Genomic DNA, 26,627 nt, shown 5'->3' with positions numbered 1-26,627 from the left:
CATTAAAATCATAGTATGAATAACAGAAAAAGTACAACAAAGCGAACTAAGTGAGAAACCTTTTCAATCTAATCTAATTGTTCCTGTACTTCTTTTGCCGTTTCCTCCATTACGGTGGTCATTTCCGCCAATAGCGCTTCTTGGTCGGAGACACCGGCAACGAAAGCCAAGTACAAGTTATTCAGTTGTTCGGTCTGTCCGACAACAATCTGCCATTTGCCCTTTTCCGGTTTCATTTCTAACATCACATTGATGGCTTTGGTTTTTGCCTTGGTTTGGGGAATCGTTTCCTTTAAAAAGCGGACGGTTTCGCTGACGACTTTGTCTTGGTCTTTACTAATGGTTTCGTCAGCCAATAATTCAGTGACTAATTTTTCAGACGTCGCTGCCATCATTCCTGTGAAGTCCAAGCCCTTTACCCCATAAGTCACATGACGAATCGTATCACTGTCATCAATTTCTTTTATTTCGTAGGTGGCTTCTTTCTGCATTTGGTTCAGCAATAGTTCTGCGATTTCTTCTGCCTCGGCTTGAGGGATCTCGCTGTCAGCCAGCAACCCTTCCGTAAAACTTTTTTGAAAAGCTTGCTCATTCGTTTGAAAGGCATTGCTTAGGTCTTCGCCGTCTTGAAAATTCTCAGTAAACTTCTTTTCAGATTTTTGATAAACGAGATGATCCACCAACAAAGCAGCGGCCTCTTTCTCTGGAATTGCGCGGGCACAGCCGCTCAACAGGAACGTAAAACAAAGGATGGGAAATATCAGCCAAATTTTTTTCATCGTTTTGCTCTCCTTTCTTCTCTATTATCAAGAAAAAAGTTCTTTTTGTCTAGCAAAGGGCTGGCTCTTGCGTACTTGTTAGTAGTAAAGGAAAGGAGTCTCTTTTTTGATGAGAATTTTTCTATTTTTTTGGATTGGCTGTTGTGTCGGTTCGTTTTTCTGTTTGCTGGCACAACGGATTCCTGCAAATCGTTCCGCTATTTTTCCTGCCTCCCACTGTGAAGCATGCGGAACTCCCTTACTGTGGTATGAATTGATTCCACTACTTTCGATTTTATTTTTACGGTTTCGTTGCCGTCACTGCCACATCCGGCTGTCCTTTTGGTATTTTGGTGCCGAGATTTTTTGCGGGGTATTCTTTTTGTTTTCTCCTTTGACTGCAGGTGTTCTGAGCTGGCTACGTTTTTTCTGGTTACTGGCAACCTTTTTACTGGCATTGGCAGATCTTTTCTATCAAATCGTGGAACCAAAATTTTTTTATCCTTGTACGCTGATTCTCTGGTTTTTTCAGTGGCAGCAAACTTCTTTTCAGTGGTTGACGATAGGGTATTGTCTATTTCTCAGCGGCTTCATCTGGCTGTTTTACTCGCAAAAATTTGGCGGTGGCGATCTGTTACTGTTGCTGTCCTGGAGCCCGTGGTTGCCTTTGTATCACTTTTGTCTCTTGTTGCTTTTAGCAAGTCTCTTTGGTTTAGTGCTGTTTAGTTGTTCCTCACTTTTGAAACGTCCGCTAAAGGAGCTGCCCTTCGTCCCCTGCCTGCTGGGAGGCTTGCTGGTGATTTTTCTGCGTTACCCTTTTTAGCTATTCCACTCCATTAATCGGCAGAAATTCTTTCCTCCACAAAAAAAGCGCCGTTGATCTTTCAATCAGCGACGCTTCTTATTTAGTCTTGATTACGCAAGGCATCTTCCGCAGCCATTTGAGCTTCAATGTCTGAAATACTATAAACATTTTCACTTGCAACAGCTACTTCTTTTGGTTCCATGTTCCGGTAGCGAGCCATACCAGTTCCGGCTGGGATGATCTTACCGATGATAACATTTTCCTTCAAGCCAAGCAGTGGATCTTTCTTGCCGCGAATCGCAGCGTCAGTCAGGACACGGGTCGTTTCTTGGAAGGAAGCAGCAGATAAGAAGCTGTTTGTTTCCAAGGACGCTTTTGTGATTCCTAACAAGACTGGACGAGAGGTGGCAGGAACACCGCCGGCAATCAAGGTTTGATAGTTACGGTCTTTGAAGTCCGCAATATCTAACAAAGTACCTGGCAAGATATCTGTATCACCTGGGTCCATTACCCGGATTTTACGCAACATTTGACGAACCATTACTTCGATATGCTTGTCGCCGATTTCTACCCCTTGCATCCGATAAACACGTTGGACTTCTCGCAACAGATAGTTTTCAACAGACAGAACATCACGAACTTGTAGCAATTGTTTTGGATCGATTGATCCTTCTGTCAATGGAGCACCACGATGAATGTAATCACCTTCAGCAACTTTCATACGAGCTGTATAAGGCACTGTGTAGGTACGAGTATCAGTGGTTCCTTTGATGGTTACCTCTTTGCTCCGTGTAGCCGCATCTTCAGAGATGTCGATGACTTCACCAGTAACTTCAGTGATCACCGCTTGCCCTTTCGGATTACGTGCTTCAAAGATTTCTTGAACACGAGGCAGACCTTGTGTGATATCGTCCCCGGCAACCCCGCCGGTATGGAAGGTACGCATGGTCAACTGAGTCCCTGGTTCACCGATTGATTGGGCAGCGATTGTTCCGACTGCTTCACCAACTTCGACTTCATTCCCAGTAGCCAAGTTTCGACCATAACAATGTTTACATACGCCATGTTTAGTATTACATGTGAAGACGGAACGAATTGAAACTGTTTCAATTCCAGCTTCCACGATTTGTTTTGCTAAATCTTCAGTGATAAGTTGATCATTGCCAACAATAACTTCACCGGTTTCTGGATGAATCACTGATTTCCGTGTGTAACGACCCACTAGACGTTCGCCTAATGATTCGATGATTTCATTGCCTTCACGAATTGCTCGGATATCCAACCCGCGGTCTGTGCCACAGTCTTCTTCCCGAATAATTACATCTTGGGCAACGTCAACCAAACGACGAGTCAAGTAACCGGAATCGGCGGTTTTCAACGCGGTATCGGTCATTCCTTTACGAGCTCCGTGAGTAGAGATAAACATTTCCAAGACAGAAAGTCCTTCACGGAAGTTAGAAATGATTGGCAATTCCATGATTTGACCATTAGGAGCCGCCATCAATCCACGCATCCCAGCAAGCTGAGTAAAGTTGGAGATATTCCCACGGGCACCAGAGTCAGACATCATGAAGATTGGATTTTTCGCATCCAAAGATTCCATCAATTTTTGTTGAATTTCGTCTTTGGCAGCATTCCAAACACCGATTACCCGTTCATAGCGTTCATCATCTGTAATCAATCCACGACGGAATTGTTTCGTGATGGTTTCAACTTGTTTGTGGGAAGTATCGATAATATCATGCTTTTCAGCAAGAACCATAATATCGGCAATCCCTACAGTAATCCCGGCATGGGTAGAATGTTTGTATCCTAAATCTTTCATCCGGTCAAGCATCATTGATGTTTCAGTTACTTTGAAACGTTTGAAGACTTCAGCGATGATATTTCCCAGATTTTTCTTCTTGAATGGTCCAACTAATTCTTGTTCCTTGATAAAAGCAGGAATGTCTGTTCCAGCATCAACAAAGTATTTGTCCGGTGTTTGTACCGTCAAGTTGAAATCAGTTGGTTCATTTAGGTAAGGAAATTCCGGCGGCATAATCGAGTTAAAGATGACTTTACCGACAGTCGTTACCATCAAGCGTGTTTTTTGTTCTTCTGTAAATGGTTTTTCACCCAAGGTTCTTGGATCAACAGCGATTCGAGAATGCAGATGGACATAACCATTGCGCCATGCAGTCACGGCTTCGTCCATGTCCCGGAAGAGCATGCCTTCCCCTTCACGACCGTCTTCTTCCATCGTCAAGTAATAGTTCCCTAGAACCATATCTTGAGAAGGTGTAACAACGGGTTTTCCATCTTTTGGATTCAAAATGTTTTGTGCAGCCAGCATCAGCATCCGTGCTTCTGCTTGTGCTTCTTCGTTCAACGGTACGTGAACCGCCATTTGGTCCCCATCGAAATCGGCATTGTAGGCTTCACATACCAATGGGTGCAAACGGATCGCGCGACCTTCAACCAAGACTGGTTCAAAGGCTTGGATACCAAGTCTGTGAAGCGTAGGTGCCCGGTTCAACAGAACTGGATGTTCTCTGATAACATCTTCTAAAACGTCCCATACTTCGTCTTCTTGACGTTCAATCTTGCGTTTGGCATTTTTAATGTTTGAAGCAAGTTCACGAGAAACCAATTCCCGCATAACAAATGGTTTGAACAATTCGATCGCCATTTCTTTTGGCAGACCACATTGATACATTTTTAAGAACGGACCAACAACGATAACGGAACGACCAGAGTAGTCTACCCGTTTTCCTAGTAAGTTTTGACGGAAACGACCTTGTTTCCCTTTCAACATATGAGAAAGAGATTTCAACGGACGATTACCTGGTCCAGTCACGGGACGACCACGACGACCGTTATCGATCAACGCGTCTACCGCTTCTTGCAGCATCCGTTTTTCATTTTGTACGATGATATTTGGGGCGTTCAAGTCTAACAAACGTTTCAAACGGTTGTTCCGGTTGATTACCCGACGGTACAAATCATTCAAGTCAGAAGTGGCAAACCGTCCACCTTCTAATTGCACCATTGGACGCAAATCTGGCGGAATAACTGGAATAACATCCATGACCATCCAGCTTGGTTTGTTGCCGGAAGCCCGAAATGCTTCTAAAATATCCAGACGACGGATTGCACGGGTCCGTTTTTGACCTGAAGCAGTTTTTAATTCTTCCTTCAGTTCAGCAACTTCTCCATCCAAATCAACGGCATCCAACAATTGTTTGATTGCTTCAGCACCCATTGCTGCACTGAATCCTTGACCGTATTGGTCCCGTTTTTCACGGTATTCTCGTTCAGTCAATAGTTGTTTTTTCTCTAAGTTCGTATCGCCGGGTTCAATCACGACATACGACGCAAAATAAATGATTTCTTCCAACGCCCGTGGGCTCATGTCTAAAACAAGACCCATTCGTGAAGGAATACCTTTAAAGTACCAGATATGTGAAACTGGTGCTGCTAATTCAATATGACCCATCCGTTCACGACGGACTTTCGAACGAGTGACTTCCACGCCACAACGGTCACAAACGATTCCTTTATAACGAATCCGTTTGTATTTTCCGCAGGCACATTCCCAGTCTTTCGTTGGACCGAAAATACGCTCGTCGAATAGGCCTTCCCGTTCAGGTTTTAACGTACGATAGTTAATGGTCTCAGGTTTTTTTACTTCCCCGTAAGACCAGCTTCTGATTTTTTCGGGAGAAGCCAAGCCTATTTGCATACTTTCGAATTTATTTACATCGATCAAAAGGGGTTCCCTCCATTTCATTTCATGGCAAGCATCGTGCGCATCATCGTTTTCCCATGGATGGCTCCGCTGGAAAAACGATGGGTGGCACGTTCGTTATGAGCTGGCAAAAATTTTGTCAGTTCCTTCTAGTCTTTTAGATCCTCTGCTGTTTCAATTTCTTGATCCAGCGCTGCTTTATCAGCCTTTGCTTTGTCGGCAGCTTGTTGTTCTAATTCTTTTGCGGATTGTTGTTCAGCAAATTTTGTCAAGGCGTCAACGGTGATCAAATCATCATCGTCATCATCCATGTCCCGCAATTCGATTTCAGCATCATCGATATCCAGCACCCGCATATCCAATCCTAGAGATTGTAATTCTTTCACCAACACGCGGAAGGATTCCGGTACGCCTGGTTTTGGAATTGGTTCCCCTTTGACGATTGCTTCGTAGGTTTTCACCCGACCAACCACGTCATCGGATTTGTAAGTCAAGATTTCTTGCAGCGTATAAGCGGCACCGTAAGCTTCCAATGCCCAAACTTCCATTTCCCCGAAACGTTGTCCACCAAACTGTGCTTTACCACCCAATGGTTGTTGGGTAACTAGCGAGTAAGGTCCAATCGAACGGGCATGCAGTTTGTCATCAACCATATGGGCCAATTTGATCATGTACATAACACCGACAGAAATTCGTCCGTCAAATGGTTCACCGGTCCGACCATCATATAAAACAGTCTTTGCGTCACTGGCCATGCCAGCTTCTCTTACGGTTTCCCATACATCATCATCCGATGCGCCATCGAAAACTGGTGTCGCAACATGAATACCTAATTGACGAGCAGCCATTCCTAAATGCAATTCCAATACTTGTCCAATGTTCATCCGTGAAGGAACCCCTAATGGATTCAGCATGATATCAACTGGTGTACCGTCTGGCAAGAAAGGCATGTCTTCTTCCGGCATAATGCGGGAAACAACCCCTTTGTTTCCGTGACGTCCAGCCATTTTATCGCCTTCATGGATTTTCCGTTTTTGCACGATGTATACCCGAACCAGCATGTTCACGCCAGGAGATAATTCATCGCCGGCTTCGCGGGTAAAGATTTTAACATCGTGGACGATTCCGCCGCCGCCATGAGGCACGCGTAGGGAAGTATCACGGACTTCGCGGGCTTTTTCACCGAAGATTGCATGCAGCAAACGTTCTTCTGCAGACAATTCAGTGACCCCTTTTGGTGTTACTTTTCCGACTAAAAGATCACCGTCGTGAACTTCGGCACCGATGCGGATGATCCCCATTTCATCAAGATCTTTCAGGGCATCTTCCCCAACGTTAGGGATTTCACGAGTGATTTCTTCAGGTCCTAATTTAGTGTCACGGGCTTCTGATTCATATTCTTCAATATGGACAGAAGTGTAGACATCATCTTTGACTAAACGACGGCTCATGATGATGGCATCTTCGTAGTTGTATCCTTCCCAAGTCATGAAGGCTACCAAAACGTTTTGTCCAAGAGCCATTTCGCCATTTTCCATGGATGGTCCGTCAGCTAGAGTATCGCCTTTTTCCACTTTTTCGCCATGAGCGACTAGTGGACGTTGGTTGTAGCTGGTTCCGGAGTTGGAACGGCGGAATTTTGTTACAGAGTAAACATCTAATGCACCATTGTCGCGGCGAACGCGAATTTCTGACGCATCGACGTATTCAACGATTCCGTCATGTTTACATAATAGAGCGGCACCTGAGTCATGGGCGGATTTGTATTCCATTCCGGTTCCGACCCAAGGTGATTTAGGATTGATCAACGGTACTGCTTGACGCTGCATATTGGCACCCATCAAGGCACGGTTGGAGTCATCGTTTTCCAAGAAAGGAATACATGCTGTAGCGACAGCAACAACCTGTTTTGGTGAAACGTCCATATAGTCCACTTTATCAATGGATACTTCCAAGTTTTCTGAGGTTGCACGAGCCATTACGACGTTTTCTGCAAACGAACCATCTTCGTTCAACAAGCTGTTTGCTTGGGCAACAACATAATGGTCTTCGATATCAGCAGTCAGATAATCGATTTGATCCGTCACACGACCAGTTTCCCGATCTACACGACGGTATGGTGTTTCAATAAAGCCATATTTATTGACTTTCGCATAAGAAGCCAAACTGTTAATCAAACCAATGTTTGGTCCTTCAGGCGTTTCAATCGGACACATCCGACCATAGTGGGAATAGTGAACGTCTCGGACTTCATATCCGGCACGATCCCGTGTCAATCCACCAGGTCCTAAGGCAGACAAGCGGCGTTTGTGGGTCAATTCTCCAAGTGGATTGGTTTGATCCATGAACTGTGACAACTGGGAAGAACCAAAGAATTCTTTGATACTTGCGACAACTGGACGAATATTAATCAATTGTTGCGGTGTCAATGTTTCCGTATCTTGGATTGACATCCGTTCACGAACAACACGTTCCATCCGCGCTAAACCGATCCGGAATTGATTTTGCAGCAATTCCCCAACGGAACGGATTCGACGATTACCTAAGTGATCGATGTCGTCCACATTACCGATACTTTCCATCAAGTTAAAGAAATAACTCATAGAAGCAATAATATCAGCAGGACGAACAGTTTTCACTGCAGGATCTGGGTAGCCGTTACCGATGACATTGATTTCTCGTTCAGGGTCTTTTGGTGAAAAGACTTTAATAACTTGAACTGTCATTGGATCCGTCACTACGCCATCTTCTGATGGGTAATAGGTTACTGAATTCAAGCCGTTTACTAAATAGTCCCCTAATGTTTCCATTACTTGATGAGACAAGACGGTTCCTTTTTCAACGATGATTTCGCCGGTTTCTGGATCAACCAACGTTTCTGCTAAAGTCAGATTCAATAAACGGGTACGTAAATCTAGTTTTTTATTTACTTTGTAGCGACCTACATTTGCCAAGTCATACCGTTTTGGATCAAAGAAGCGGGCATTCAGCAAGTTTCTTGAGCTGTCGGCGGTTTTTGGTTCGCCGGGACGCAGCCGTTCGTAAACATCCTTCAAGCCTTCTTCTGTTCGAGAATCGCTGGCATTTTTGTGTAAATCTTTTTCAATCGTGTTTCGTAAAGATTCGCTTTCGCCGAAAATCTCAAAAATTGTATCATCAGAACCAAAACCTAGTGCCCGTACTAAGACGGTCAACGGAATTTTCCGGGTACGGTCAATTCGTACATATGAGATGTCTTTGGCATCGGTTTCCATTTCCAACCAAGCCCCGCGGTTCGGGATGACAGTAGAGCCAAATCCTTCTTTACCGTTTTTATCGACTTTGCCATGGAAATAAACACCTGGTGAACGGACCAATTGGGAAACGATAACCCGTTCTGCCCCGTTGATAATGAAGGTTCCTTGCTCCGTCATTAATGGAAAATCACCGAAGAAAACTTCTTGAGCTTTGATTTCACCGGTTTCGCGGTTGGTCAGGCGCAGGGTTACATGCAATGGTGCGGAGTAGTTCGCGTCATGGGCGCGGGCTTCTTCCACCGTGTACTTTGGTTCTTTCAGTTCATAATCCACAAATTCCAATGATAAATTGCCGTTAAAGTCGTCAATTGGCAAGATGTCTTCAAACATTTCTCTCAAACCTTCGTCTAAGAACCATTGGTAAGAGTCTGTTTGAATTTCAATCAAATTCGGTAATTCCAATACTTCACTGATTCGTGCGAAGCTTCTACGTTCGCGATGCTTTCCGTATTTTACTACGTGTCCAGCCAAGCTCTTCACCCCTCTAAAATTCTTTTCAAAAAGGCTATCCGATTTTCGTTACAAAAAGATGACAAATATTAATTTTTCGTAACAAAAAGTATTTTTTGCGGCTTTTGGGCATAAAAAAAACCAAAAATAGAACGTTCATTTTTGTGGGACCTTCTACTTTTGCTTTGTGTATGTAAGCCGAAACGGACAATATTTCGTTTCTACTTTCTTGTTTGTCAGATAGTTTTTGCAATTAATTATTATATGATAGAAAAGTTATTCTGTCAAGAAAATTTCTGAAAATTATTTTCAAACGGCTATCTCCTTTTTTTAAAAAATTCTCTATCGTTTTTATCCGGTCAGTGCCAACGAAGAAATAATTTGGTACACTAAAGAAAAACGACAGACGAGGCGGACTGAATGACGACCAAAAAAAAATTACTGCACCTATTAAAACAAAGCGACGAGATTCTTTCCGGTGAAAAACTGGCTCAATCGCTGGCGGTTTCCCGTACAGCGATTTGGAAGGCTGTTCGGGAACTGGAAAAAGAAGGCTATCGCTTTGAACATGCTGCCAGCGGCTATCGCTATTTGCCCTCAGATGTTTTAGCTGCCGAGGAAATCAAAAAAGAGGAATTGGATTTTTTAGCTGTCGAGATTTTGAATGCTTCGGAATCCACCATGAAGGATGCAAAGCTGGCCGCCATGCAAAAAGAGGCGGCCCCCCGCTTATTTGTCGCCGATACCCAAACCGGTGCTCACGGTCGCTTTGGTCGTCCTTTTTTTGCCCCAACCGGTCAAATTTACATGAGTCTGCTCCTTAGTCCCAACAAAGCGTTTGCGGAATTGCCTCAGTACACGTTACTAGCGGCCGTTGCTGCCAGCCAAGCCATCGATCGGCTGACAGAAAAAAAGAGTCAAATTAAATGGGTCAACGATATCTATCTGGAGGGCAAGAAAGTTTGCGGTATTTTATCTGAAGCCATCAGCGACTTTGAAAGCGGCACAATCTCCCATGTAATTATCGGCATGGGGATCAATTTTTCGATTCCGCAAGCAGATTTCCCCGAAGAATTACAGGAAAAAGCCGGCTCATTATTTCCTAATGAGGTACCTGCTGTTTTGCGAAATCAACTGATCCATGAAATTTGGCGCAACTTTTTCCAGCTGATTGCTCACTTACCCGCTACTGATTATTTGACGGTTTATCGAGAAAAATCATTGGTACTTGGGAAAAATGTGACCTTCACCCAACAAGACATCACCTATCGTGGCGTTGCCGAAGCCATCACCGATCAGGGGGAACTCGTGGTTTCCACACCAGAAAAACAGTTTGTTCTTTCTTCCGGCGAGATCAGCCTGCAAAAAATTGACTAAAACTGAAAAAGCCCCCTATTTCGTCATCTTCACGAAATAGGGGGCTTTTCATTTAGCTCAACTGTTGCCAAAGAATCGTCAATAAAAGTCCGATGGCATACGCACTGTTGAACAGTACCATATTTTTCAAAGAATAAACAAAGCTGTGGGGATGGGGCAGCTCTTTTCGGTGTGCCCGTAGATGCTGACGCACTTTGGGAAAGGTTCCCAACGCAATCAGAACTGGCCATTCAAATACTCGCAAGAAAACGCCGACAATTAAAACGGCGTAACAGCTCAACATCAGCAAAGAAAACAACTTAATACCGTGTTCCCGTCCGATATAGTAAACCAGCGTGTAGCGGTGGTTTTTGATGTCTGTTTCCAAATCCCGCAGATTGTTTGCCAACATGATATTGGCAATGGTAAAGATCAATGGCAGAGAAGCCCACACCAAAGCGGCAACTTGCCAAAAGTTCCCGGTCAAAGCAAATGTTCCCGCCTTTAGTTGCAGATCAAGATAAAAAACCTGCGGACTGACCGTATTGACGTAGACCACCATTGCAAAAATGCCCAATCCCATCGTTACACCACTGAAAACTTCCCCCAGCGGCATCCGCGATAAGGGAATCGGGCCAAAGGTGTAGAAGACGCCGATAAAGCAGCAAACAAAGCCCATGACCAGCAACAGCCAGCCGGTACGAATCGTTAAAATAATCCCAATCAGTAGCACGAAGACCAACATGCCTAAAATCATCCGCTGTACCAGTTTAGGCGCGACATTTTCCCGTCCAATCACATTTTGCTGGTACTTGTATTCTTCTGATTTGGCTTTTTCAAAATCCATATAATTATTGATAGCAGTGGTCGTCAAATCAAAAATCAGCATTCCGATAAAAAAGAGCAGTGTATTGAGAAAATGAAACCCATGAAAATAACTGATGGAGAACAATACCCCCATCAGAAAGGGAAATACGCTGGCGATTTTGGTTTTGATTTCAACAACCTCTAAAAATACTCTTAGCGACATTGGTTCGCCTCCTACTTCAAGTCACTACGGTTTCCCATGGTGTATCCCGAATCTTTGTCTAACACAAAATTATTCTGGATGCCTTTGGTCACGTATACCTGATCGTCCTTTGTAATGAACACGGCATTGGTTCCATCTTCCATTGCTTCGATGAATTCCAATCCTTTTTTTACACCCATCGCAAAGACGGAGGTTGACAACCCGTCTCCGTCAATCGACTTGTCGGTAATGATGGAGACACCGGCAATATCATTGTCATAGGGATAACCGGTTTTGGAGTTGAAAATATGATGGTAGGTCTTGCCGTCTACTTCCAAATAGCGTTCATAAATACCGGAAGTCACGACCGTTTTATCTTTTTCTTTGATGCTGCCGACAATTGACCCTCGCGCTTGGTTCGGATCTTGGATACCGATATTCCAAGGAGTGTTGTCCCCACGTGGGCTATGGCCCATAACAAACACATTTCCACCTAAGTCCACGATAGCCGAAGTCACGCCATTTTTTTCCAACACTTTAACGACCTCATCGGTGATGTAGCCTTTGGCGATCGCACCAAGGTCCACAATCATGCCTTTTTCTTCCAAAAAGACCGTTTGTTTCTGATCATCAAATTGGATTTTTCGATAATCAATGTGTTTCAAGGCTTCATCGATTTCTGATTGGGCTGGTTTGCGGGCATCATCAAAACCGATTCGCCACAATTGCGTAACAGCACCAATCGCCATGTTGAAGGCCTCGTCTGTTTCCTCCGTATAATCGTAGGCTTCCTTTAATAGGTAATAAATATCTTTGGAAACTTTAACGGGTTTGATTCCGGCCTGAGCGTTCAACTCGTCAATCTCTGAGCCTTTTTGATTGATGGTAATCTTATCTCCTAATTCTTTGATTCGGGCAAAAGCGGGTTTCAACGCCTCTTCTTTGCCTTCATCGTAAATTCGGATACGTGTATAAGTTCCTAGTAAAAATTTTTCCTGATAGTAAGGTTCTTCCAATAGTTTCGGTTCGTCTTTTTTGCCACAGGCACCTAAAACCACCAGCAGCATCAGCAAAACGGCTGCAAATAAACCAAGCTGTTTCTTCATGTCTTTCCCCTTTTCGACTCTGTGTTTTTAACTTCCTTATGATAGCTTCTTTTTAGGAAATTGAAAAGTCTCTCGCCAAAATATTCCCTCATTCTGTGAAAAAATCCTCATAGTTGCGAAAGCTTTCCATTCAAAATGAGAAAAATACTGACTGTTTCCTAAGAAACAGCAAAAAAAAGAGCCCAATCACAAGGACCGGGACTCGTTTCAAGCAACGGTTTATTCCGTTACAAAATTGTCTACTTCGATAACTGCTGTGTCGCCTTTTTCAGCTGCGTTCAACAATTGTTGTGCGTAGATAACGAAAGAATGGAAGCTGTGGGTTGCCCCAGTTACTACATCCATGTTTGCTGGTGATGCTTCTTCTTCGTTCATTGCTGCTACAAAGTCTTTGTTGAATTGTTCGATATATTCTTTTGGTCCGATGCCGCTTTTATCTTTCATGTTTGCTTCGTATTCTGCGTCATCTTTTTTAGATTTGCCGTCTGCATTCACATTGTCGTAATTTGATTCAGTTACTTTACCACCGGCAACAGTAATGGCAAATTCTACGTGGTAACCATTTTTGTCATTCTTTTCTTTCAATGTGTACGTACCGTCTTTCAAATCGGCACCGTTATCGATTTCGATCACATCGGTTTTACCAGCTTGTGCAGCTTGGATCAATTGTTGCGCATAGTTTTGGAAAGAATCAAAAGAATGTGTTGCGCCTGAAACAACTTCCATTGAAGATGGGCTTTGAGCTGCAACTAATTCTTCGTTGAATTTAGGAATAAATTCTTCTGGAGAAATCCCAGCTTTTTCTTTCATGGATTTATTGTATTCGGCATCCTCTGTCTTTGATTTGCCGTCAGCATTTACGTTATCGTAGTTTGATTCAGTAATTTTGCCGTCTGCTACAGTAATAGAAAATTCTACGTGGTAGCCGTTTTTGTCATTTTTTTCTTTCAGAGTATAAGTACCATCTTGCATTGCTTCTCCGGCAATTACTTTTGGTGCTTCGGATTCAGCAGTTGCAGATGATGCTTCAGTCGTTGAGCTTGCTGCTTGTGATGTCGTTGAAGATGCGGAAGAATCATCACTTGCGTTGTCTGCACCGCATGCCCCCAATAATAGTGCAGAAAATGCTAATACTGTAACCCCTGCCATAAACTTTCTTGACTTCATTTTTTGTTCCCCTTTTCCTTTATACTTTTTTTCACAAATTCCTGTGTTGTGCTACACCTTTTATTTTAAATTATAAAAATAATAAGTCAACCGTTTTCTTTATAGGAAAAATGGTCTAGTTGATGTTCAGCAGAAATGCTTGAAAATACTGGCCTTTTTTCTGAAATGAGTTAGACAAATGGGAAAAATGTCTATATAATGTAATAGATTGTGTAATAATTATCAAATCTTATTTATTTTTAAGGAGCGGATTACCAATGGCAAAGAAAAATATTGTCGTTGTCGGTGCTGGTTATGCTGGGGTTTCAGCTACCAAATTTATGGCGAAAAAGCTGAAAAAAGACAATGATGTCGAAATTACGTTAATTGATCGGCATTCTTATCATACGATGATGACAGAGCTTCACGAAGTTGCAGGAGGACGTGTTGAACCAACTGCGATCCAATACGATTTGCAACATCTCTTCTCACGGAAGAAAAACGTGAAGCTGGTTACAGACACTGTAACGGGAATCGACAAGGAACAAAAAGTTGTTCAAACAAAAACAGGCGCTTATCCATTTGATTATTTAGTAATTGGTATGGGTGGCGAACCAAACGATTTCGGAACACCTGGGGTAAAAGAGCATGGTTTCACATTGTGGTCTTTTGAAGATTCGATTCGGATTCGTGAACACATCGAAACAACCGTTGCCAAAGCCGCATTGGAACCTGATGCAGCCAAACGCAAAGCGATGCTGACCTTTGTTGTCTGCGGTTCTGGTTTTACCGGAATCGAAATGATCGGCGAACTAGTTGATTGGAAAGACCGCTTAGCAGCAGACTACAAATTAGATCCAAGCGAATTCACGTTGAAAGTCGTGGAAGCAATGCCGACGATCTTAAATATGCTGAACCGTAACGATGCGGCAAAAGCAGAACGCTTTATGAAGAAAAAAAATGTCGAATTGGTACTTAACTCACCAATCGTGGAAGTTGACCACGACCATATCAAGTTAAAAGATGGGTCCACGATCCCAACCTACACCTTGATTTGGACCGCCGGCGTCAAAGGAACCACCGACGCAGCCGATTTTGGTTTGGAAGCTGCCCGCGGTAACCGCCTGGTAGCCAACGAATACATGCAGGCAAAAGGCTATGAAGACAAAAATATCTACATCATCGGTGACTTGGTTTATTATGAAGAACACCCAAATACACCAACACCACAAATCGTACAAGCGGCAGAACAAACTGGACACTGTGCCGCAGCCAATGTTGTTTCGCAAGTAAAAGGCGACAATGAAAAACATAAATTCAAGAGTAATTATCAAGGCTTTATGGTTTCTGTCGGATCAAAATGGGGCGTTGCCGAATTATTCGGTAAAATTCATTTGAGCGGTTTTATGGCGATCATCATGAAACACATCGTCAATTTGAAATATTTCTTTGACATTCGTTCCGGTTACTATATGTTCCAATACTTGATGCACGAATTTTTCCACATCAAAGACGACCGCAATGTGGCACGGGGACATTCTTCTCGCTACGGCAATGTTCTTTGGAGTGTACCTTTACGAATTTTCTACGGATTAGTTTGGTTCATTGAAGCCTTCAAAAAAATCGTCGGTAACGGCGAAGTTTTGAAACCTAGCACTTGGTTTGGTGAAGGTTCATGGTTCACCGGCAACAGTGTGTTCCCTTGGACGTGGGAATATGCCAAAGAAGCTGCCGCAACCACTGCTTCCAGTGCTGATGCAGTCGGTGGTGCTTCCGCTACCGGTTCTAGTACCGTTGCTTCTACTGTCGCTGATGCGGTCGGTGGTGCTTCTGCTACTGTTTCAAGTTCAGCTGACGCTGCTTCTGGCGCAGCAGCAAGTGGCGGTGAAGCCGCAGCCCATGCTGCCCACTTTGGTTTGAGCTATGCCTATGGAGAAGATCCAATGGTCGTGATTGAAAAATCACCAGGCTGGTTCACAAAAATCATGCAATTCATCATGCCGAACAATGATGTGGCAATGTTCTTCCAAAAATTCATGGTCTTCTTTGAAATTGCATTAGCATTAGCATTGATGGCTGGTTTATTCACTTGGTTGTCCAGTGCAACAACAATCATTTTAGTGGCTACCTTCTGTATGTCAGGGATGTTCTATTGGATTAATATCTGGTTTATCCCAGTAGCCTTTGCCTTGATGAACGGTTCAGGCCGTGCAGTCGGTTTAGACCGTTGGGTAATTCCATGGTTGCAACGTACCTTAGGCAAGTGGTGGTACGGAACGCCGCGATCCTTATATGGAGAAAAATAAAACCAATAACGTGTCCTAGGTTGAAGAACCTAGGACTTTCTTTTGACCTATGCTAAAATAAGAAGGTCAATGTAGAAAGGAGCGGCCTTGTGAAAGCAAAAGAATTTATTCAAAACAGCCGTTTGAAACCTTGGGATATCATTATCATCCTCCTTTTGATCATCGCCTCATTTACACCCCTTCTGATTTTTGGCAATCAACGACAGCCCAGTGCAACGACTGAAGCCGTGCTACGGATCGACGGGGTAGAAAAGAAAACATTTCGCCTTACAGAAGGAAAAAATTATACGTATCGCTATGAAGATGCCGATGGAGATTACAATCTGATCGAAGTCAAAGGCAAACAGATTCGAATCAAAGATGCCAATTGCGGCGATCAAATCTGTGTTCGCCGAGGCTGGGCATCAGAAAACGGGGAAACCATCGTTTGTCTCCCTCATAAATTAGTGATTGAAATCAAAGCCGCAGGAGGTGACGCTGACGATCTGATCTATTGAGCAAATCGTCACCAAGTATGAGTCGTTTGCAAAAACTTATTTTTATCTCCTTGCTGGTTGCACAAGGAGTAGTCATCGGTCTGGTGGAAAACATGATTCCATACCCCTTCGCCTTTGCGCCGGGAGCAAAATTGGGACTGGCAAATCTAATCACCATCATCGCCCTGTTTACCCTGCCGAAAAAAGACAGCTTTTTGCTGGTCTGGTTGCGGTTGATTTTGACAACCCTGTTAGGCGGCACGATTTCAACCTTTCTTTATAGTATGAGCGGTGCTTTGCTGAGTTATTTTGGCATGCTTTTGGTTAAGGCTTTAGGACCCAAACGTGTCAGCATTATCGGCATCAGTGCCACTGGCGGTTTTATGCACAACGTAGGACAACTAGTGACCGCTTCTTGGATTGCGCAATCCTGGAGCGTGCTGCTTTATCTGCCGATCCTGTCTTTTTTCGGGATTTTATCCGGAATCGCCATCGGGATCGCCGCCAACTTTTTACTGCATCGTGTGCAAACCCTGCGCAAATTTCAAACAGAACGTGAACGTGAAACCAAGCAATATTGGCAGTAGCTTTTGAAAAGGAGTCACCATGAAACTTCATCCCATTTGGAACGATTACCCAACTTTACGAAACGAATTGACCGACACGCTGCAATTGATGGAAACTGCGGTCAAATTAAAAAATAAACCCGTGGAACAAGCGATTTTAGCCATGATCCACTCTGGTGGCAAATTGTTGCGACCTGCGTATCAACTGCTTTTTGCCCAATTTGGTCCTGAACAGGATCGAAAAAAAGCCATCGCATTAGCAGCATCAATCGAGATGCTCCACAACGCCACCTTGATCCATGATGATATCGTCGATCAAGCAGACCTTCGCCGCAACCTGCCAACGATTGCAGCTAGCTTCGGTAACGATGTGGCAGTCTATGCCGGCGACTATCTCTTCGTCTGCTGTTTTAAATTAATGGCTGATTATGCCGGTTCTATGCGCAGTCTGCAAATTAATTCCCGCAGTATGGATAAAATTTTAACTGGCGAATTAGGACAAATGGACGATCGCTATTCTTTGGATATGACCATTGACCAGTATATTGAAAATATTTCCGGTAAAACAGCTGAATTGTTCGCATTAAGCTGTTCAGTTGGTGCCTTTGAAAGCGGCACAAGTGAAAAATTTGCTAAAAGCGCAGCAGCTATTGGTCTGAATATCGGTTTAGCTTTTCAAATCATCGATGATATTTTGGATTATAGCCAACCAGAAGCCCAAATCGGCAAACCCGTTCTCGAAGATGTTCGGCAAGGGGTTTACTCCCTGCCGCTGCTCTATGCATTGCAAAAAGGACGGCAACAACTCACCCCTTTGCTGGAAAAACGCTCCGACATGACCGACGAGGATACTCAAGAGGTCTATCGCTACGTACAACACTTCCAAGGCGTAACCAAAGCCCAGCAATTAGCTGAAAAATATACCAACAAAGCCCTAAAAAGTATTCGTCAATTACCGGATACGCCACAAAAAACCAAAGAAACTCTTGAAGAAATCACCAAGATTATCTTGAAACGAACCAATTAAATTCAAAAAGCAACCAACCGGGAGAATCTGATGGATTTTTCCGGCGGATTGCTTTTTTTACTGGTGCAACTTACTGTCTACGTTGATTATAGTTAAGCGAATAGGCACTATTACAATGAATTTGCTCTTGATTAGTAAACGTCAAAAAGGTTAGGAGAAAAGGATGAAAATCGAAACCACAAGAGTATTATTACGAGAAATGAATCAAGATGACTATCTGGATCTTTCTAATATACTACAGGATAAAGCTGTGATGTATGCCTATGAAGGACCTTTTTCAGACGAAGAAGTGCAACAGTGGCTGGATAATCAGAAGGCACGGTACCGCCGCAATGGATTTGGACTATGGGCACTGGTTTTAAAAGATACCAATGAAATGATTGGGCAATGTGGCCTCACCTTGCAAGAATATAAAGATCGACAGGTTCTTGAGATCGGGTACTTATTGAAAAAAGAATTCTGGGGTAACGGCTATGCAACAGAAGCAGCAAAAGCCTGCAAAGAGTACGCTTTTCAAACGTTAAAAGTCAATGAAGTATTTTCGATAATCAGAGATACCAATTTCGCTTCCCAACAAGTAGCGATTAGAAATGGCATGAAGGTGAAGGACACGTTTGTAAAACATTATCGCGGAGTGACTATGCCCCATTTAGTCTTTTCAGTATCTTCGATGGAGGATAAGTAAAAATAAGCGTTCACTAAATATAAAAAAAGCCAAAGATTGTCTGTCAAAAAGGGACAGTCTTTGGCTTTTTTATATGATGCCGTTTTTTCATAAAAATTTCTCAAACTAATTTATCGCATCGTCACAAATTCTTCTGCACCGGTCGGATGAATGGCGACGGTATTATCGAAATCCGCTTTGGTGGCCCCCATTTTGATAGCAACTGCAAAGCCCTGCAGCATTTCATCCACCCCGATCCCGATTCCATGCAGCCCAATGATTTTTTCTTCTTTTCCTAAACAAACCAGTTTCAGTTCGCATTTTTGCCGGTAGTCATTTAGTGCAAAATACATCGGTGTAAAACGAGAACGATATACCTTGATTTGTTCTTCCCCATATTCGGCGATCGCTTTTGCCTCTGAAAGTCCGATTGTAGCAATCGGCGGATGGGTAAAGATCACCGTAGGAATCAGATTATAATCCAAATAAAGATCCTTGCCATTGAATAAACGTTCCGATAAGCGGCGTCCGGCAGCGATGGCAACTGGTGTCAAATCAATTTTGCCAATAACATCTCCAACAGCATAGACTCCTTCAGCCGTCGTATTTTGGTAGCGATCCACCTGAACAAAACCACGTTCATCTACTTGCACCGTTGTATTTTCCAAACCAATCTGCTGGGTATTCGGCAAACGTCCCCCGGCAAATAAGACATAATCTGCTGTCAGCGAAGAGCCGTTTTCAAAATGGACGGTATACTCATTCCCCAGTTTTTCAATCCGAGAGGCGACGTATTGAGGATACACTTCAATCCCGGCTTCTTTATACATCTCCACCAAATTATCACTCAGCATGTCATCAAAGGCCCGCAATGGTCGTTCATTTCGATAGGCCCAAGCGACCTCTACGCCGAATTGTCGCACCATGCCGGCAAATTCCACGGCAATGTACCCAGCCCCTAACACGATCATTCTTTTTGGTTTTTCCGTCAATTGAAAAAAATCGTTGGAGCTTTTGACATACTCACCACCAGGAATTCTCAATTCTCCAGGATGTCCGCCAGTTGCGATCAAAATATGGGGAGCGGTGAATTGTTCTTCTCCAACTGCAATCGTATGATTATCGATAAACTTGCCGTATCCCCGAATCACCTCTACCTGATTGCTGTCCAGTCCTCTTTGGTAGGCTTTGTGCAGGAAGGCAATATATTTTTCCCGCCGAGCCACTAATTCAGCAAAATCAAAGTTGGTGATTGTTGCATCAATACCATAGCTTCCAGCATCTCGTTGAATCATCTCGATCATTTCACTGGCTTGCCACATCACTTTTTTGGGAACACACCCTACATTGACACAGGTTCCTCCCAACTGATTACCTTCAATCAATAAAACTTTTTTGCCATACATCCCGGCACGATTAGCCGAAGCGATCCCGCCGCTGCCGCCGCCAACAACGATATAATCATAGTGCTTCATCTGTTTTTCCTCCATTTAATGAAAGAGGGCACCACTCCGGGTCACCCTCTTTTGGTTCTATTTTCGTTTTCGAATCATATCCCCAGGCGTCACCGGTTGAACCACCGGCATCGTTACCACCATCATTGGATTGGGTGCACGATCAATCATTTCTCCTTCTTCGTTCCACATTTCAGTAATGGTTTGGTCAAAATGTTGGAACCCAGGACCGTAAAATTCAATCTCATCGGCGACTGAAAAATGATTACGTTGGCGAATCGTTGCCAGCTTGGTTGCTTCATCATAAGCCAGTACTTCACCGATAAATTTATATTGCGGAATTTTCCGCCGTGCCCCGAATAATTGTTCATTTTCGGTAGGTGTCCCATAATAAAACCCGGTGGCTAATTCTCGTTGTGCCACTTTCCACAATTCATCGATCCATTCTTGCTTGCAGACATAATTTTCCGGATCTTCCATATAGCTATCCACAGCTGCTTTGTACACATTCGCTACGGTTGAAACATAGTGGATGGACTTCATGCGCCCTTCGATTTTAAAACTATCCACCCCATTTTGAATTAAATCGGGAATATGTTCAATCATGGACATATCAACTGCACTCATGGAAAATTCTTCATTAACAGCACCTTTATCCGTTAGACTTTGGTGTTGTTCCGTTCCAAATGGTAAATCGAATAAATCATATTTCCAGCGGCAGGATTGTGAACAGCCCCCACGATTGGCGTCACGCATCGACATGTGATTCGATAACGTACAACGGCCGGAATAAGAAATGCACATTGCCCCATGAATAAACGCTTCAATCTCGATATCCGTATTCTCCCGGATCGCAGCAACTTCTGCCATCGACACTTCCCGCGCTAATACCACCCGTTCCAAACCTTCTTCTTTCCAAAATTCCAATGTTTCAAAATTTGTAGCTGAAGCTTGGGTGGATAAATGAATCGGTAGTCCCGGAGCTTCTGTGGCACAAATTTCAATCAATGCCGGATCAGAAACGATTACTGCTGAAATGCCGACGTCCCGTAATTCTCGGAAAAAATCTCCGGCGCCTTCTTGATTGCCTTCATGAGTGACCATGTTTGCTGCTACATAGACCTTTGCCTGATGAGCTTTGGCAAATGCCACGCCTTCTGCCATTTCCTCGTAGCTGAAATTCCCTGCCCGACTGCGCAATCCGTAAGCATTTCCGCCAATATAAACGGCATCGGCTCCGTAACGGATCGCTGTTTTTAATTTTTCTAACGTTCCTGCCGGTGCTAATACCTCAGGACGCTTTAATGGTTGTTTCATGTGTATCCACCTTCTTATTTAATCTCATCTGGATCAATATAGTAAAAACCGGTATCCAAGCCCCGCAGCTGCGGATGCTGCTGAATCACCTGCTGATTCAGTTTTTCTGCCAGTTCCAAGGACCATGTCCCAGCATCAATCGCTTGCCGAGCTTGTTGGAAAGCCTTCGCAATCGCCACAAAAGCTTCACCGGGACAAAAAAGACCATCCAATTTCCAAGTAGAAAAATTCTCGGTAGCCAATTCTCCCAATTCCTTCATCAAATCCACATCATTCGTGGCGAACACGTGGGTCCCGTGGCTATCTTCATAAATAGAATAATGCGTTTCTGGCTTCTTAGGTTCAGATAAAAACAACCCTCGACTACGATCCGTTTCTTCTGTTTGCTGAGTATAGTTATAATAATTTTGCAGTAACGGTCGTTTGGATTGATGGATACAGGTTGGACCATACACCAAAACCTCCGCCGGAATCTGCAACTCTTTACCCATAATCTGCATTTCACCAAAAGGAACTTCCCGTGCCAATACCGCACCGATTGCTCCCTTTTTTCCCCAGAAATTGATTTGACGGGCACTGGTTACCAGTGTTTCTCCGTCATAGATATAGGGAAGCTGCCATTCCGGATGTTTTTTTAGCACGTAAACAACCCCGGGATCTCCCACCAGAATCTGATCTGCTTGAATCTCTGCTAAAAAAGCCAAATATTCTGGAATCAGTGTCATTTTTTCCGGATGCATGATTCCATTGACAGCAACTGAGGCTTTTTTCCCCGCCTCATGGGCCAATTGAACCAACGTTTTTTGTTCTTCACGACTAAAAGAATGGGGCAGCCGCAACCCGAATTGTTCTTCTCCAAAAACAATCGTATCGACACCAACTGCCAACAACGCCTGCGCTTGCTCCAGGGAATCGACAGTTGCAATTAATTCACTCATCATGTACCTCCTTGCTTATTCCACAAAATACAAGTGGGACTATAGCTCAAATAATAGTATCACAGGATTTTCCACTTTCCAATAGACAAAGATAGGAAAGGAAGGTTTAACGATTTTTTTCAGCAAAAAAAGCCTACCATCGAAATGATAGACCTTTTTCATTAAACATTTTGTAGTTTTTTGACTGTTTTTGGTTCCTTGACTGTCAACGTGATTTTGCCTTTTTTTGCACCAATTGTCACATGATCCCCTAGATGGATGGCTCCTGACAATAACGCTTCACTCAAACGGTCTTCCACTTCTTTTTGTAATGCTCGTCGAATAGGTCGAGCACCATATTCTGGATCAAATCCCGCTTTGCCGATTACGTCAATGGCTGCCGGTGTGATTTTCAAATGGACTTCCTGCTCGTCCAATCGTTTGACCACTGCCTTGCTCATGATTTTCACGATTTCATGAATCTCTGTTTCTCCCAAAGAACGGAAAACCACCGTTTCATCGATCCGATTCAGAAATTCCGGACGAAATGCTTTTTTCAATTCTTCTAAGATCCGCTTTTGCATGGCACGATAATCTTTGCTGATATCTGTCACATTGAAGCCAACACTTTTTTCCTCACGAATTTGTGTAGCACCAATATTCGATGTCATGATCAAAATCGTATTACGGAAATCAACTTTTCGTCCTTTTGAATCCGTCAAATGTCCATCATCCAAAACCTGCAGCAAAATATTGAAGACATCCGGATGTGCCTTTTCCACTTCATCCAGTAAAATGACCGAATAAGGTTTCGAACGGATTTTTTCCGTCAGTTGTCCGCCTTCTTCATAGCCCACATAACCTGGAGGTGAACCAATCAATCGACTGGTGCTGTATTTTTCCATGTACTCGGACATATCCACTCGAATCAGCGCATCTTCGCTGCCAAACATCGCTTCAGCCAACGCTTTCGCCAATTCCGTTTTACCGACACCGGTTGGGCCTAAGAACATGAAGGAGCCGATTGGACGATCTGGGTCTTTCAACCCACTGCGGGCCCGACGAATTGCCCGCGCCACCGCCTTGACCGCTTCATCCTGACCAACTACCCGTTGATGCAGAATAGCTTCCAATTCCAACAAACGTTCGCTTTCTTTTTTCTCCATCTGTTGCAAAGGAACACCGGTCCATTGGGAAACTACTGTCGCAACATCCTCCGCCGTCACTCGATCTGCAAAACCGGAAGCACCTTTTGTTTCAGCAAAAGAAAGTTCAGCCAACCGTTGCCCGACTTTTTTCTCCCGTGTCCGTAAGCGAGCCGCCGTTTCAAAATCCTGCTTTTGAATAGCCGCTTCTTTGTCCCGCATCAATTTCGCGATTTCTTCCCGCAAATTTGCCAGTTCAGAAGGCTCGTCTGCCTTATCCAAACGCACTTTTGCCGAAGATTCATCCATCAAGTCAATCGCCTTATCCGGCAGCTGCCGTGAATTGATATACCGAACGGAAAGTTGAACTGCCGCATGCAACGCATCATCCGAAATTTCTACACCGTGATGCTTTTCATAGCGTGGACGCAGCCCCTTCAGAATTTCTTCCGCTTCTTCCGGTGTTGGTTCATCAACTTGAACCCGGGCAAAACGCCGTTCCAATGCCGAATCTTTTTCAATGTATTTTTGGTATTCATCCAAAGTAGTGGCACCAATCGTTTGCAATTCCCCTCGAGCTAATGCAGGTTTCAAAATATTAGAAGCATCGATAGCTCCTTCTGCTCCCCCCGCACCAATCAACGTATGCAATTCATCGATAAACAAAATAATCTGACCGTCTTGATAGATTTCGTCGATCACTTTTTTCATACGGTCTTCAAATTCTCCACGGTATTTTGTACCGGCGACCAACGCACCCATATCCAACATCATTAAACGCTTATCCTGCATATCCTCAGGAACTTCCCCTTTAATGATTCGTTGCGCTAAACCTTCCGCAATCGCTGTCTTACCAACTCCCGGCTCCCCAACAAGGACCGGATTGTTTTTTGTCCGCCGACTCAAAATTTGGATCAGTCGCTTCACTTCCTTAGCGCGGCCAACCACTGGATCCAATCGATTTTCCCGTGCCAATTTGGTTAAATCCCGTGCCAAATTATCCAACGTTGGTGTTCCTTGGCTTTGCGGTGCCTTGGTTTGCCGACGACGATTTCCCGCTTGCATCTTGACATCATTTAATCCTAATTTTTGTTTTAATAGCTGCCGCATTTTAGGCAAACTTAATCCAAGATTTGACATGATTCGAGATGCTAAAATCTCTTCATCCCGTAATAAGCCCAACAGCAAATGTTCCGTACCAATTTGGGGTGCTCCTAAGCGCTTCGCTTCATCCCCCGCATAAGCAAAAATTTGTTTTGCCCGTGGCGAATAAGGAAGATAAACCCCTTCCGGATAATTTTTGACAGTTCCATATCCGGTCAAATGTTCGATTTCTTCACGAATATCCGTTTCATCTGCATGTAGCTCCCGCAATGTTTTGCCTGCGATCCCATTTTGTTCCATGACCAATGCCAGCAACAAATGCTCTGAACCAACAGATTGATGTTTAAATGTTTTTGCTTCTTCTTGAGCAATAGTCAAAACCGCTTTTGCCCGTTCTGTAAATAATTCATCCATGGAAAATCACTTCCTATCTTCATAGCTTAATCGTTCCAAGACCGCATGCAATATCCCCGCACGAATCGCGGCTTCATCTGGAAAATCTGCCAGCGTACTCTTTGCCACCGCTGCTAAAAGCAAATTCCCCTCATTTCTCGTTAAAACTGCTTCTTCATAAAGCTTCTGAATAATTGCGAATGCGTCCTTTTCACTGAGTTTTTTTTCAAATAATTGATTGACCTGTTCCAAAAAATGATGTTTATCTGAAATCTTTACTTTTTCGATGCGGATATAACCGCCACCACCACGTTTACTTTCCACCGCGTATCCTCGTTGAATTGTAAAGCGGGTATTGATGACATAGTTGATCTGAGAGGGAACACAATTAAAAAGATCTGCCATTTCAGCTCTTCTGATCTCGATTATTTCACTATCTTCAAGTATTTTTTTCAAATACGCTTCAATCAAATCGGAAGTATTATGATGAGCCATGCTTCATTCCTCCCTTGACTAATACTGACCTTAATTATACCCAATTTTAGCCAATAATCAAAGAAACAGGTGCTCAAGATAAACAAAACTTAGATAAATAAAAAAACGAAACCATTATGATTTCGTTCTAACGCGCCCAAGAGGAGTCGAACCCCTAACCTTTTGATCCGTAGTCAAACACTCTATCCAGTTGAGCTATGGGCGCATAATATTTAATTAATCAATCTTATCCTTAGTATACCGTAAAGTAAAAAATAAATAAAGCAAAATCGGGAAGACAGGATTCGAACCTGCGACCCCTTGGTCCCAAACCAAGTGCTCTACCAAGCTGAGCTACTTCCCGATAATAAAATTAGTCTTAATGCAGTAAAAAGACTACGCGCCCAAGAGGAGTCGAACCCCTAACCTTTTGATCCGTAGTCAAACACTCTATCCAGTTGAGCTATGGGCGCAATGTATGCAATGCCGAGGACCGGAATCGAACCGGTACGGTGATCACTCACCGCAGGATTTTAAGTCCTGTGCGTCTGCCAGTTCCGCCACCCCGGCGTGTATTGTGGCACGAAAGCGGAAAACGGGGTTCGAACCCGCGACCCCCACCTTGGCAAGGTGGTGCTCTACCACTGAGCTATTTCCGCAGCTCTCGATGCCGGCTAAAGGATTTGAACCCTCGACCCTCTGATTACAAATCAGATGCTCTACCAACTGAGCTAAGCCGGCTTAATGCGGGTGAAGGGACTTGAACCCCCACGCCGTTAGGCGCTAGATCCTAAATCTAGTGCGTCTGCCAATTCCGCCACACCCGCATATTCGAAAATGAGCCGTACAGGGCTCGAACCTGTGACCCTCTGATTAAAAGTCAGATGCTCTACCAACTGAGCTAACGGCTCATATGGAGGTTAACGGGATCGAACCGCTGACCCTCTGCTTGTAAGGCAGATGCTCTCCCAGCTGAGCTAAACCTCCATGTTACTATTTAAAATCGCGTGGCGACGTCCTACTCTCACAAGGGGCAACCCCTCACTACAATCGGCGCTAAGAAGCTTAACTTCTGTGTTCGGCATGGTTACAGGTGTATCCTTCCTGCTATCGCCACCACACTATTTT

At 43.8% G+C, this 26,627-nt stretch carries 18 protein-coding genes, 9 tRNA genes and 1 rRNA gene; 7 read left to right on the top strand and 21 right to left on the bottom strand.

What is annotated here, in order from left to right; genetic code table 11:
• Nucleotides 1-68 precede the first annotated feature (68 nt).
• A complete protein-coding gene (locus BN1875_RS01885) occupies nt 69-779 on the bottom strand; it encodes a DUF5105 domain-containing protein (RefSeq protein ID WP_048603180.1) in 711 nt (236 codons plus the stop codon).
• A gap of 109 nt (nt 780-888) precedes the next feature.
• Here BN1875_RS01885 and BN1875_RS01880 point away from each other — a divergent pair, with 109 nt between their 5' ends.
• Nucleotides 889-1,581 carry an A24 family peptidase gene (locus BN1875_RS01880; RefSeq protein ID WP_048603179.1) on the top strand — a complete coding sequence of 231 codons (693 nt, stop codon included), beginning with the start codon at nt 889-891 and terminating at the stop codon, nt 1,579-1,581.
• Between the two features lie 82 nt (nt 1,582-1,663).
• On the opposite strand, the gene rpoC is transcribed toward BN1875_RS01880, so the two are convergent.
• Together rpoC and rpoB are read right to left on the bottom strand one after the other, a co-directional pair.
• Nucleotides 1,664-5,314 carry a DNA-directed RNA polymerase subunit beta' gene (gene rpoC, locus BN1875_RS01875; protein ID WP_048603178.1) on the bottom strand — a complete coding sequence of 1,217 codons (3,651 nt, stop codon included), beginning with the start codon at nt 5,312-5,314 and terminating at the stop codon, nt 1,664-1,666.
• Nucleotides 5,315-5,442: 128 nt separating this feature from the next.
• Nucleotides 5,443-9,060 carry a DNA-directed RNA polymerase subunit beta gene (rpoB, locus tag BN1875_RS01870; protein WP_048603177.1) on the bottom strand — a complete coding sequence of 1,206 codons (3,618 nt, stop codon included), beginning with the start codon at nt 9,058-9,060 and terminating at the stop codon, nt 5,443-5,445.
• Nucleotides 9,061-9,459: 399 nt separating this feature from the next.
• On the opposite strand from rpoB, the gene BN1875_RS01865 reads away from it, so the two are divergent.
• The gene (locus tag BN1875_RS01865; RefSeq protein WP_048603176.1) at nt 9,460-10,416 is read left to right on the top strand and encodes a biotin--[acetyl-CoA-carboxylase] ligase; all 957 of its coding nucleotides are present in this window, start codon (nt 9,460-9,462) and stop codon (nt 10,414-10,416) included.
• A gap of 52 nt (nt 10,417-10,468) precedes the next feature.
• Here BN1875_RS01865 and menA read toward each other — a convergent pair whose 3' ends face one another.
• From menA to pplA, 3 genes are all read right to left on the bottom strand, one after another.
• A complete protein-coding gene (gene menA / locus BN1875_RS01860; RefSeq protein ID WP_048603175.1) occupies nt 10,469-11,425 on the bottom strand; it encodes a 1,4-dihydroxy-2-naphthoate polyprenyltransferase in 957 nt (318 codons plus the stop codon).
• Between the two features lie 11 nt (nt 11,426-11,436).
• The gene (locus BN1875_RS01855; RefSeq protein ID WP_048603174.1) at nt 11,437-12,510 is read right to left on the bottom strand and encodes an FAD:protein FMN transferase; all 1,074 of its coding nucleotides are present in this window, start codon (nt 12,508-12,510) and stop codon (nt 11,437-11,439) included.
• A 219-nt stretch (nt 12,511-12,729) separates the two neighbouring features.
• Entirely contained in the window at nt 12,730-13,677 is a 948-nt protein-coding gene (gene pplA, locus BN1875_RS01850; RefSeq protein ID WP_048603173.1) for an extracellular electron transfer flavoprotein PplA, read from the bottom strand.
• A gap of 257 nt (nt 13,678-13,934) precedes the next feature.
• Here pplA and BN1875_RS01845 point away from each other — a divergent pair, with 257 nt between their 5' ends.
• The 5 genes from BN1875_RS01845 (at nt 13,935) to BN1875_RS01825 (ending at nt 18,716) form a co-directional block, all read left to right on the top strand.
• On the top strand, nt 13,935-15,962 hold the full coding sequence (locus tag BN1875_RS01845; RefSeq protein WP_048603172.1) for an NAD(P)/FAD-dependent oxidoreductase: 2,028 nt from the start codon (nt 13,935-13,937) through the stop codon (nt 15,960-15,962).
• 89 nt (nt 15,963-16,051) lie between these two features.
• On the top strand, nt 16,052-16,459 hold the full coding sequence (locus tag BN1875_RS01840; RefSeq protein ID WP_048603171.1) for a NusG domain II-containing protein: 408 nt from the start codon (nt 16,052-16,054) through the stop codon (nt 16,457-16,459).
• A 17-nt stretch (nt 16,460-16,476) separates the two neighbouring features.
• Nucleotides 16,477-17,025 (top strand): Gx transporter family protein, encoded by a 549-nt coding sequence (locus BN1875_RS01835; RefSeq protein WP_048603386.1) that lies wholly within the window; start codon nt 16,477-16,479, stop codon nt 17,023-17,025.
• Nucleotides 17,026-17,044: 19 nt separating this feature from the next.
• Complete coding sequence (locus BN1875_RS01830) at nt 17,045-18,031, top strand: polyprenyl synthetase family protein (RefSeq protein ID WP_048603170.1); 987 nt, start codon at nt 17,045-17,047, stop codon at nt 18,029-18,031.
• Between the two features lie 163 nt (nt 18,032-18,194).
• Nucleotides 18,195-18,716, top strand: a complete 522-nt coding sequence (locus tag BN1875_RS01825) for a GNAT family N-acetyltransferase (RefSeq protein ID WP_048603169.1) — start codon at nt 18,195-18,197, stop codon at nt 18,714-18,716.
• A gap of 110 nt (nt 18,717-18,826) precedes the next feature.
• Here the strand turns inward: BN1875_RS01825 and gor are convergent, their stop codons facing one another.
• The 15 genes from gor to rrf form a co-directional block, all read right to left on the bottom strand.
• Entirely contained in the window at nt 18,827-20,170 is a 1,344-nt protein-coding gene (gene gor / locus BN1875_RS01820; RefSeq protein WP_048603168.1) for a glutathione-disulfide reductase, read from the bottom strand.
• Nucleotides 20,171-20,227: 57 nt separating this feature from the next.
• Nucleotides 20,228-21,466, bottom strand: a complete 1,239-nt coding sequence (locus BN1875_RS01815) for a peptidase U32 family protein (RefSeq protein ID WP_048603167.1) — start codon at nt 21,464-21,466, stop codon at nt 20,228-20,230.
• Nucleotides 21,467-21,480: 14 nt separating this feature from the next.
• Nucleotides 21,481-22,404 carry a peptidase U32 family protein gene (locus tag BN1875_RS01810; protein WP_048603166.1) on the bottom strand — a complete coding sequence of 308 codons (924 nt, stop codon included), beginning with the start codon at nt 22,402-22,404 and terminating at the stop codon, nt 21,481-21,483.
• Nucleotides 22,405-22,565: 161 nt separating this feature from the next.
• Nucleotides 22,566-25,046: an ATP-dependent Clp protease ATP-binding subunit gene (locus BN1875_RS01805; protein WP_048603165.1), complete on the bottom strand. Its 2,481-nt coding sequence runs from the start codon at nt 25,044-25,046 to the stop codon at nt 22,566-22,568.
• Between the two features lie 6 nt (nt 25,047-25,052).
• Nucleotides 25,053-25,520, bottom strand: a complete 468-nt coding sequence (locus BN1875_RS01800) for a CtsR family transcriptional regulator (protein WP_048603164.1) — start codon at nt 25,518-25,520, stop codon at nt 25,053-25,055.
• Nucleotides 25,521-25,651: 131 nt separating this feature from the next.
• Nucleotides 25,652-25,725: transfer RNA gene (locus tag BN1875_RS01795), tRNA-Arg, on the bottom strand.
• Between the two features lie 64 nt (nt 25,726-25,789).
• A tRNA-Pro gene (locus BN1875_RS01790) sits at nt 25,790-25,863 on the bottom strand.
• A 35-nt stretch (nt 25,864-25,898) separates the two neighbouring features.
• Nucleotides 25,899-25,972, bottom strand: a tRNA-Arg gene (locus tag BN1875_RS01785).
• Between the two features lie 11 nt (nt 25,973-25,983).
• A tRNA-Leu gene (locus tag BN1875_RS01780) sits at nt 25,984-26,069 on the bottom strand.
• Between the two features lie 17 nt (nt 26,070-26,086).
• Nucleotides 26,087-26,158, bottom strand: a tRNA-Gly gene (locus BN1875_RS01775).
• Nucleotides 26,159-26,167: 9 nt separating this feature from the next.
• Nucleotides 26,168-26,240 (bottom strand) — tRNA-Thr (locus tag BN1875_RS01770).
• A 4-nt stretch (nt 26,241-26,244) separates the two neighbouring features.
• Nucleotides 26,245-26,326, bottom strand: a tRNA-Leu gene (locus BN1875_RS01765).
• Between the two features lie 11 nt (nt 26,327-26,337).
• Nucleotides 26,338-26,410 (bottom strand) — tRNA-Lys (locus tag BN1875_RS01760).
• Nucleotides 26,411-26,413: 3 nt separating this feature from the next.
• Nucleotides 26,414-26,486 (bottom strand) — tRNA-Val (locus tag BN1875_RS01755).
• Between the two features lie 18 nt (nt 26,487-26,504).
• Nucleotides 26,505-26,620: ribosomal RNA gene (gene rrf / locus BN1875_RS01750) — 5S ribosomal RNA — on the bottom strand.
• Nucleotides 26,621-26,627: the final 7 nt, after the last annotated feature.

It is taken from the genome of Enterococcus massiliensis (assembly GCF_001050095.1).
Lineage (GTDB): Bacteria > Bacillota > Bacilli > Lactobacillales > Enterococcaceae > Enterococcus_C > Enterococcus_C songbeiensis.
This window is presented reverse-complemented; position numbering and strand designations above follow the sequence as displayed.

What these genes read in the sequence shown, in the direction of transcription:
- BN1875_RS01835 (WP_048603386.1), top strand. Translation starts at nt 16,477, where the DNA reads ATGAGTCGTTTGCAAAAACTTATTTTTATCTCCTTGCTGGTTGCACAA.
- BN1875_RS01855 (WP_048603174.1), bottom strand. Translation starts at nt 12,510, where the DNA reads ATGAAGAAACAGCTTGGTTTATTTGCAGCCGTTTTGCTGATGCTGCTG.
- BN1875_RS01825 (WP_048603169.1), top strand. Translation starts at nt 18,195, where the DNA reads ATGAAAATCGAAACCACAAGAGTATTATTACGAGAAATGAATCAAGAT.
- menA (WP_048603175.1), bottom strand. Translation starts at nt 11,425, where the DNA reads ATGTCGCTAAGAGTATTTTTAGAGGTTGTTGAAATCAAAACCAAAATC.
- BN1875_RS01805 (WP_048603165.1), bottom strand. Translation starts at nt 25,046, where the DNA reads ATGGATGAATTATTTACAGAACGGGCAAAAGCGGTTTTGACTATTGCT.
- BN1875_RS01885 (WP_048603180.1), bottom strand. Translation starts at nt 779, where the DNA reads ATGAAAAAAATTTGGCTGATATTTCCCATCCTTTGTTTTACGTTCCTG.
- BN1875_RS01880 (WP_048603179.1), top strand. Translation starts at nt 889, where the DNA reads ATGAGAATTTTTCTATTTTTTTGGATTGGCTGTTGTGTCGGTTCGTTT.
- pplA (WP_048603173.1), bottom strand. Translation starts at nt 13,677, where the DNA reads ATGAAGTCAAGAAAGTTTATGGCAGGGGTTACAGTATTAGCATTTTCT.
- BN1875_RS01830 (WP_048603170.1), top strand. Translation starts at nt 17,045, where the DNA reads ATGAAACTTCATCCCATTTGGAACGATTACCCAACTTTACGAAACGAA.
- BN1875_RS01845 (WP_048603172.1), top strand. Translation starts at nt 13,935, where the DNA reads ATGGCAAAGAAAAATATTGTCGTTGTCGGTGCTGGTTATGCTGGGGTT.
- BN1875_RS01810 (WP_048603166.1), bottom strand. Translation starts at nt 22,404, where the DNA reads ATGAGTGAATTAATTGCAACTGTCGATTCCCTGGAGCAAGCGCAGGCG.
- BN1875_RS01800 (WP_048603164.1), bottom strand. Translation starts at nt 25,520, where the DNA reads ATGGCTCATCATAATACTTCCGATTTGATTGAAGCGTATTTGAAAAAA.
- BN1875_RS01865 (WP_048603176.1), top strand. Translation starts at nt 9,460, where the DNA reads ATGACGACCAAAAAAAAATTACTGCACCTATTAAAACAAAGCGACGAG.
- BN1875_RS01815 (WP_048603167.1), bottom strand. Translation starts at nt 21,466, where the DNA reads ATGAAACAACCATTAAAGCGTCCTGAGGTATTAGCACCGGCAGGAACG.
- gor (WP_048603168.1), bottom strand. Translation starts at nt 20,170, where the DNA reads ATGAAGCACTATGATTATATCGTTGTTGGCGGCGGCAGCGGCGGGATC.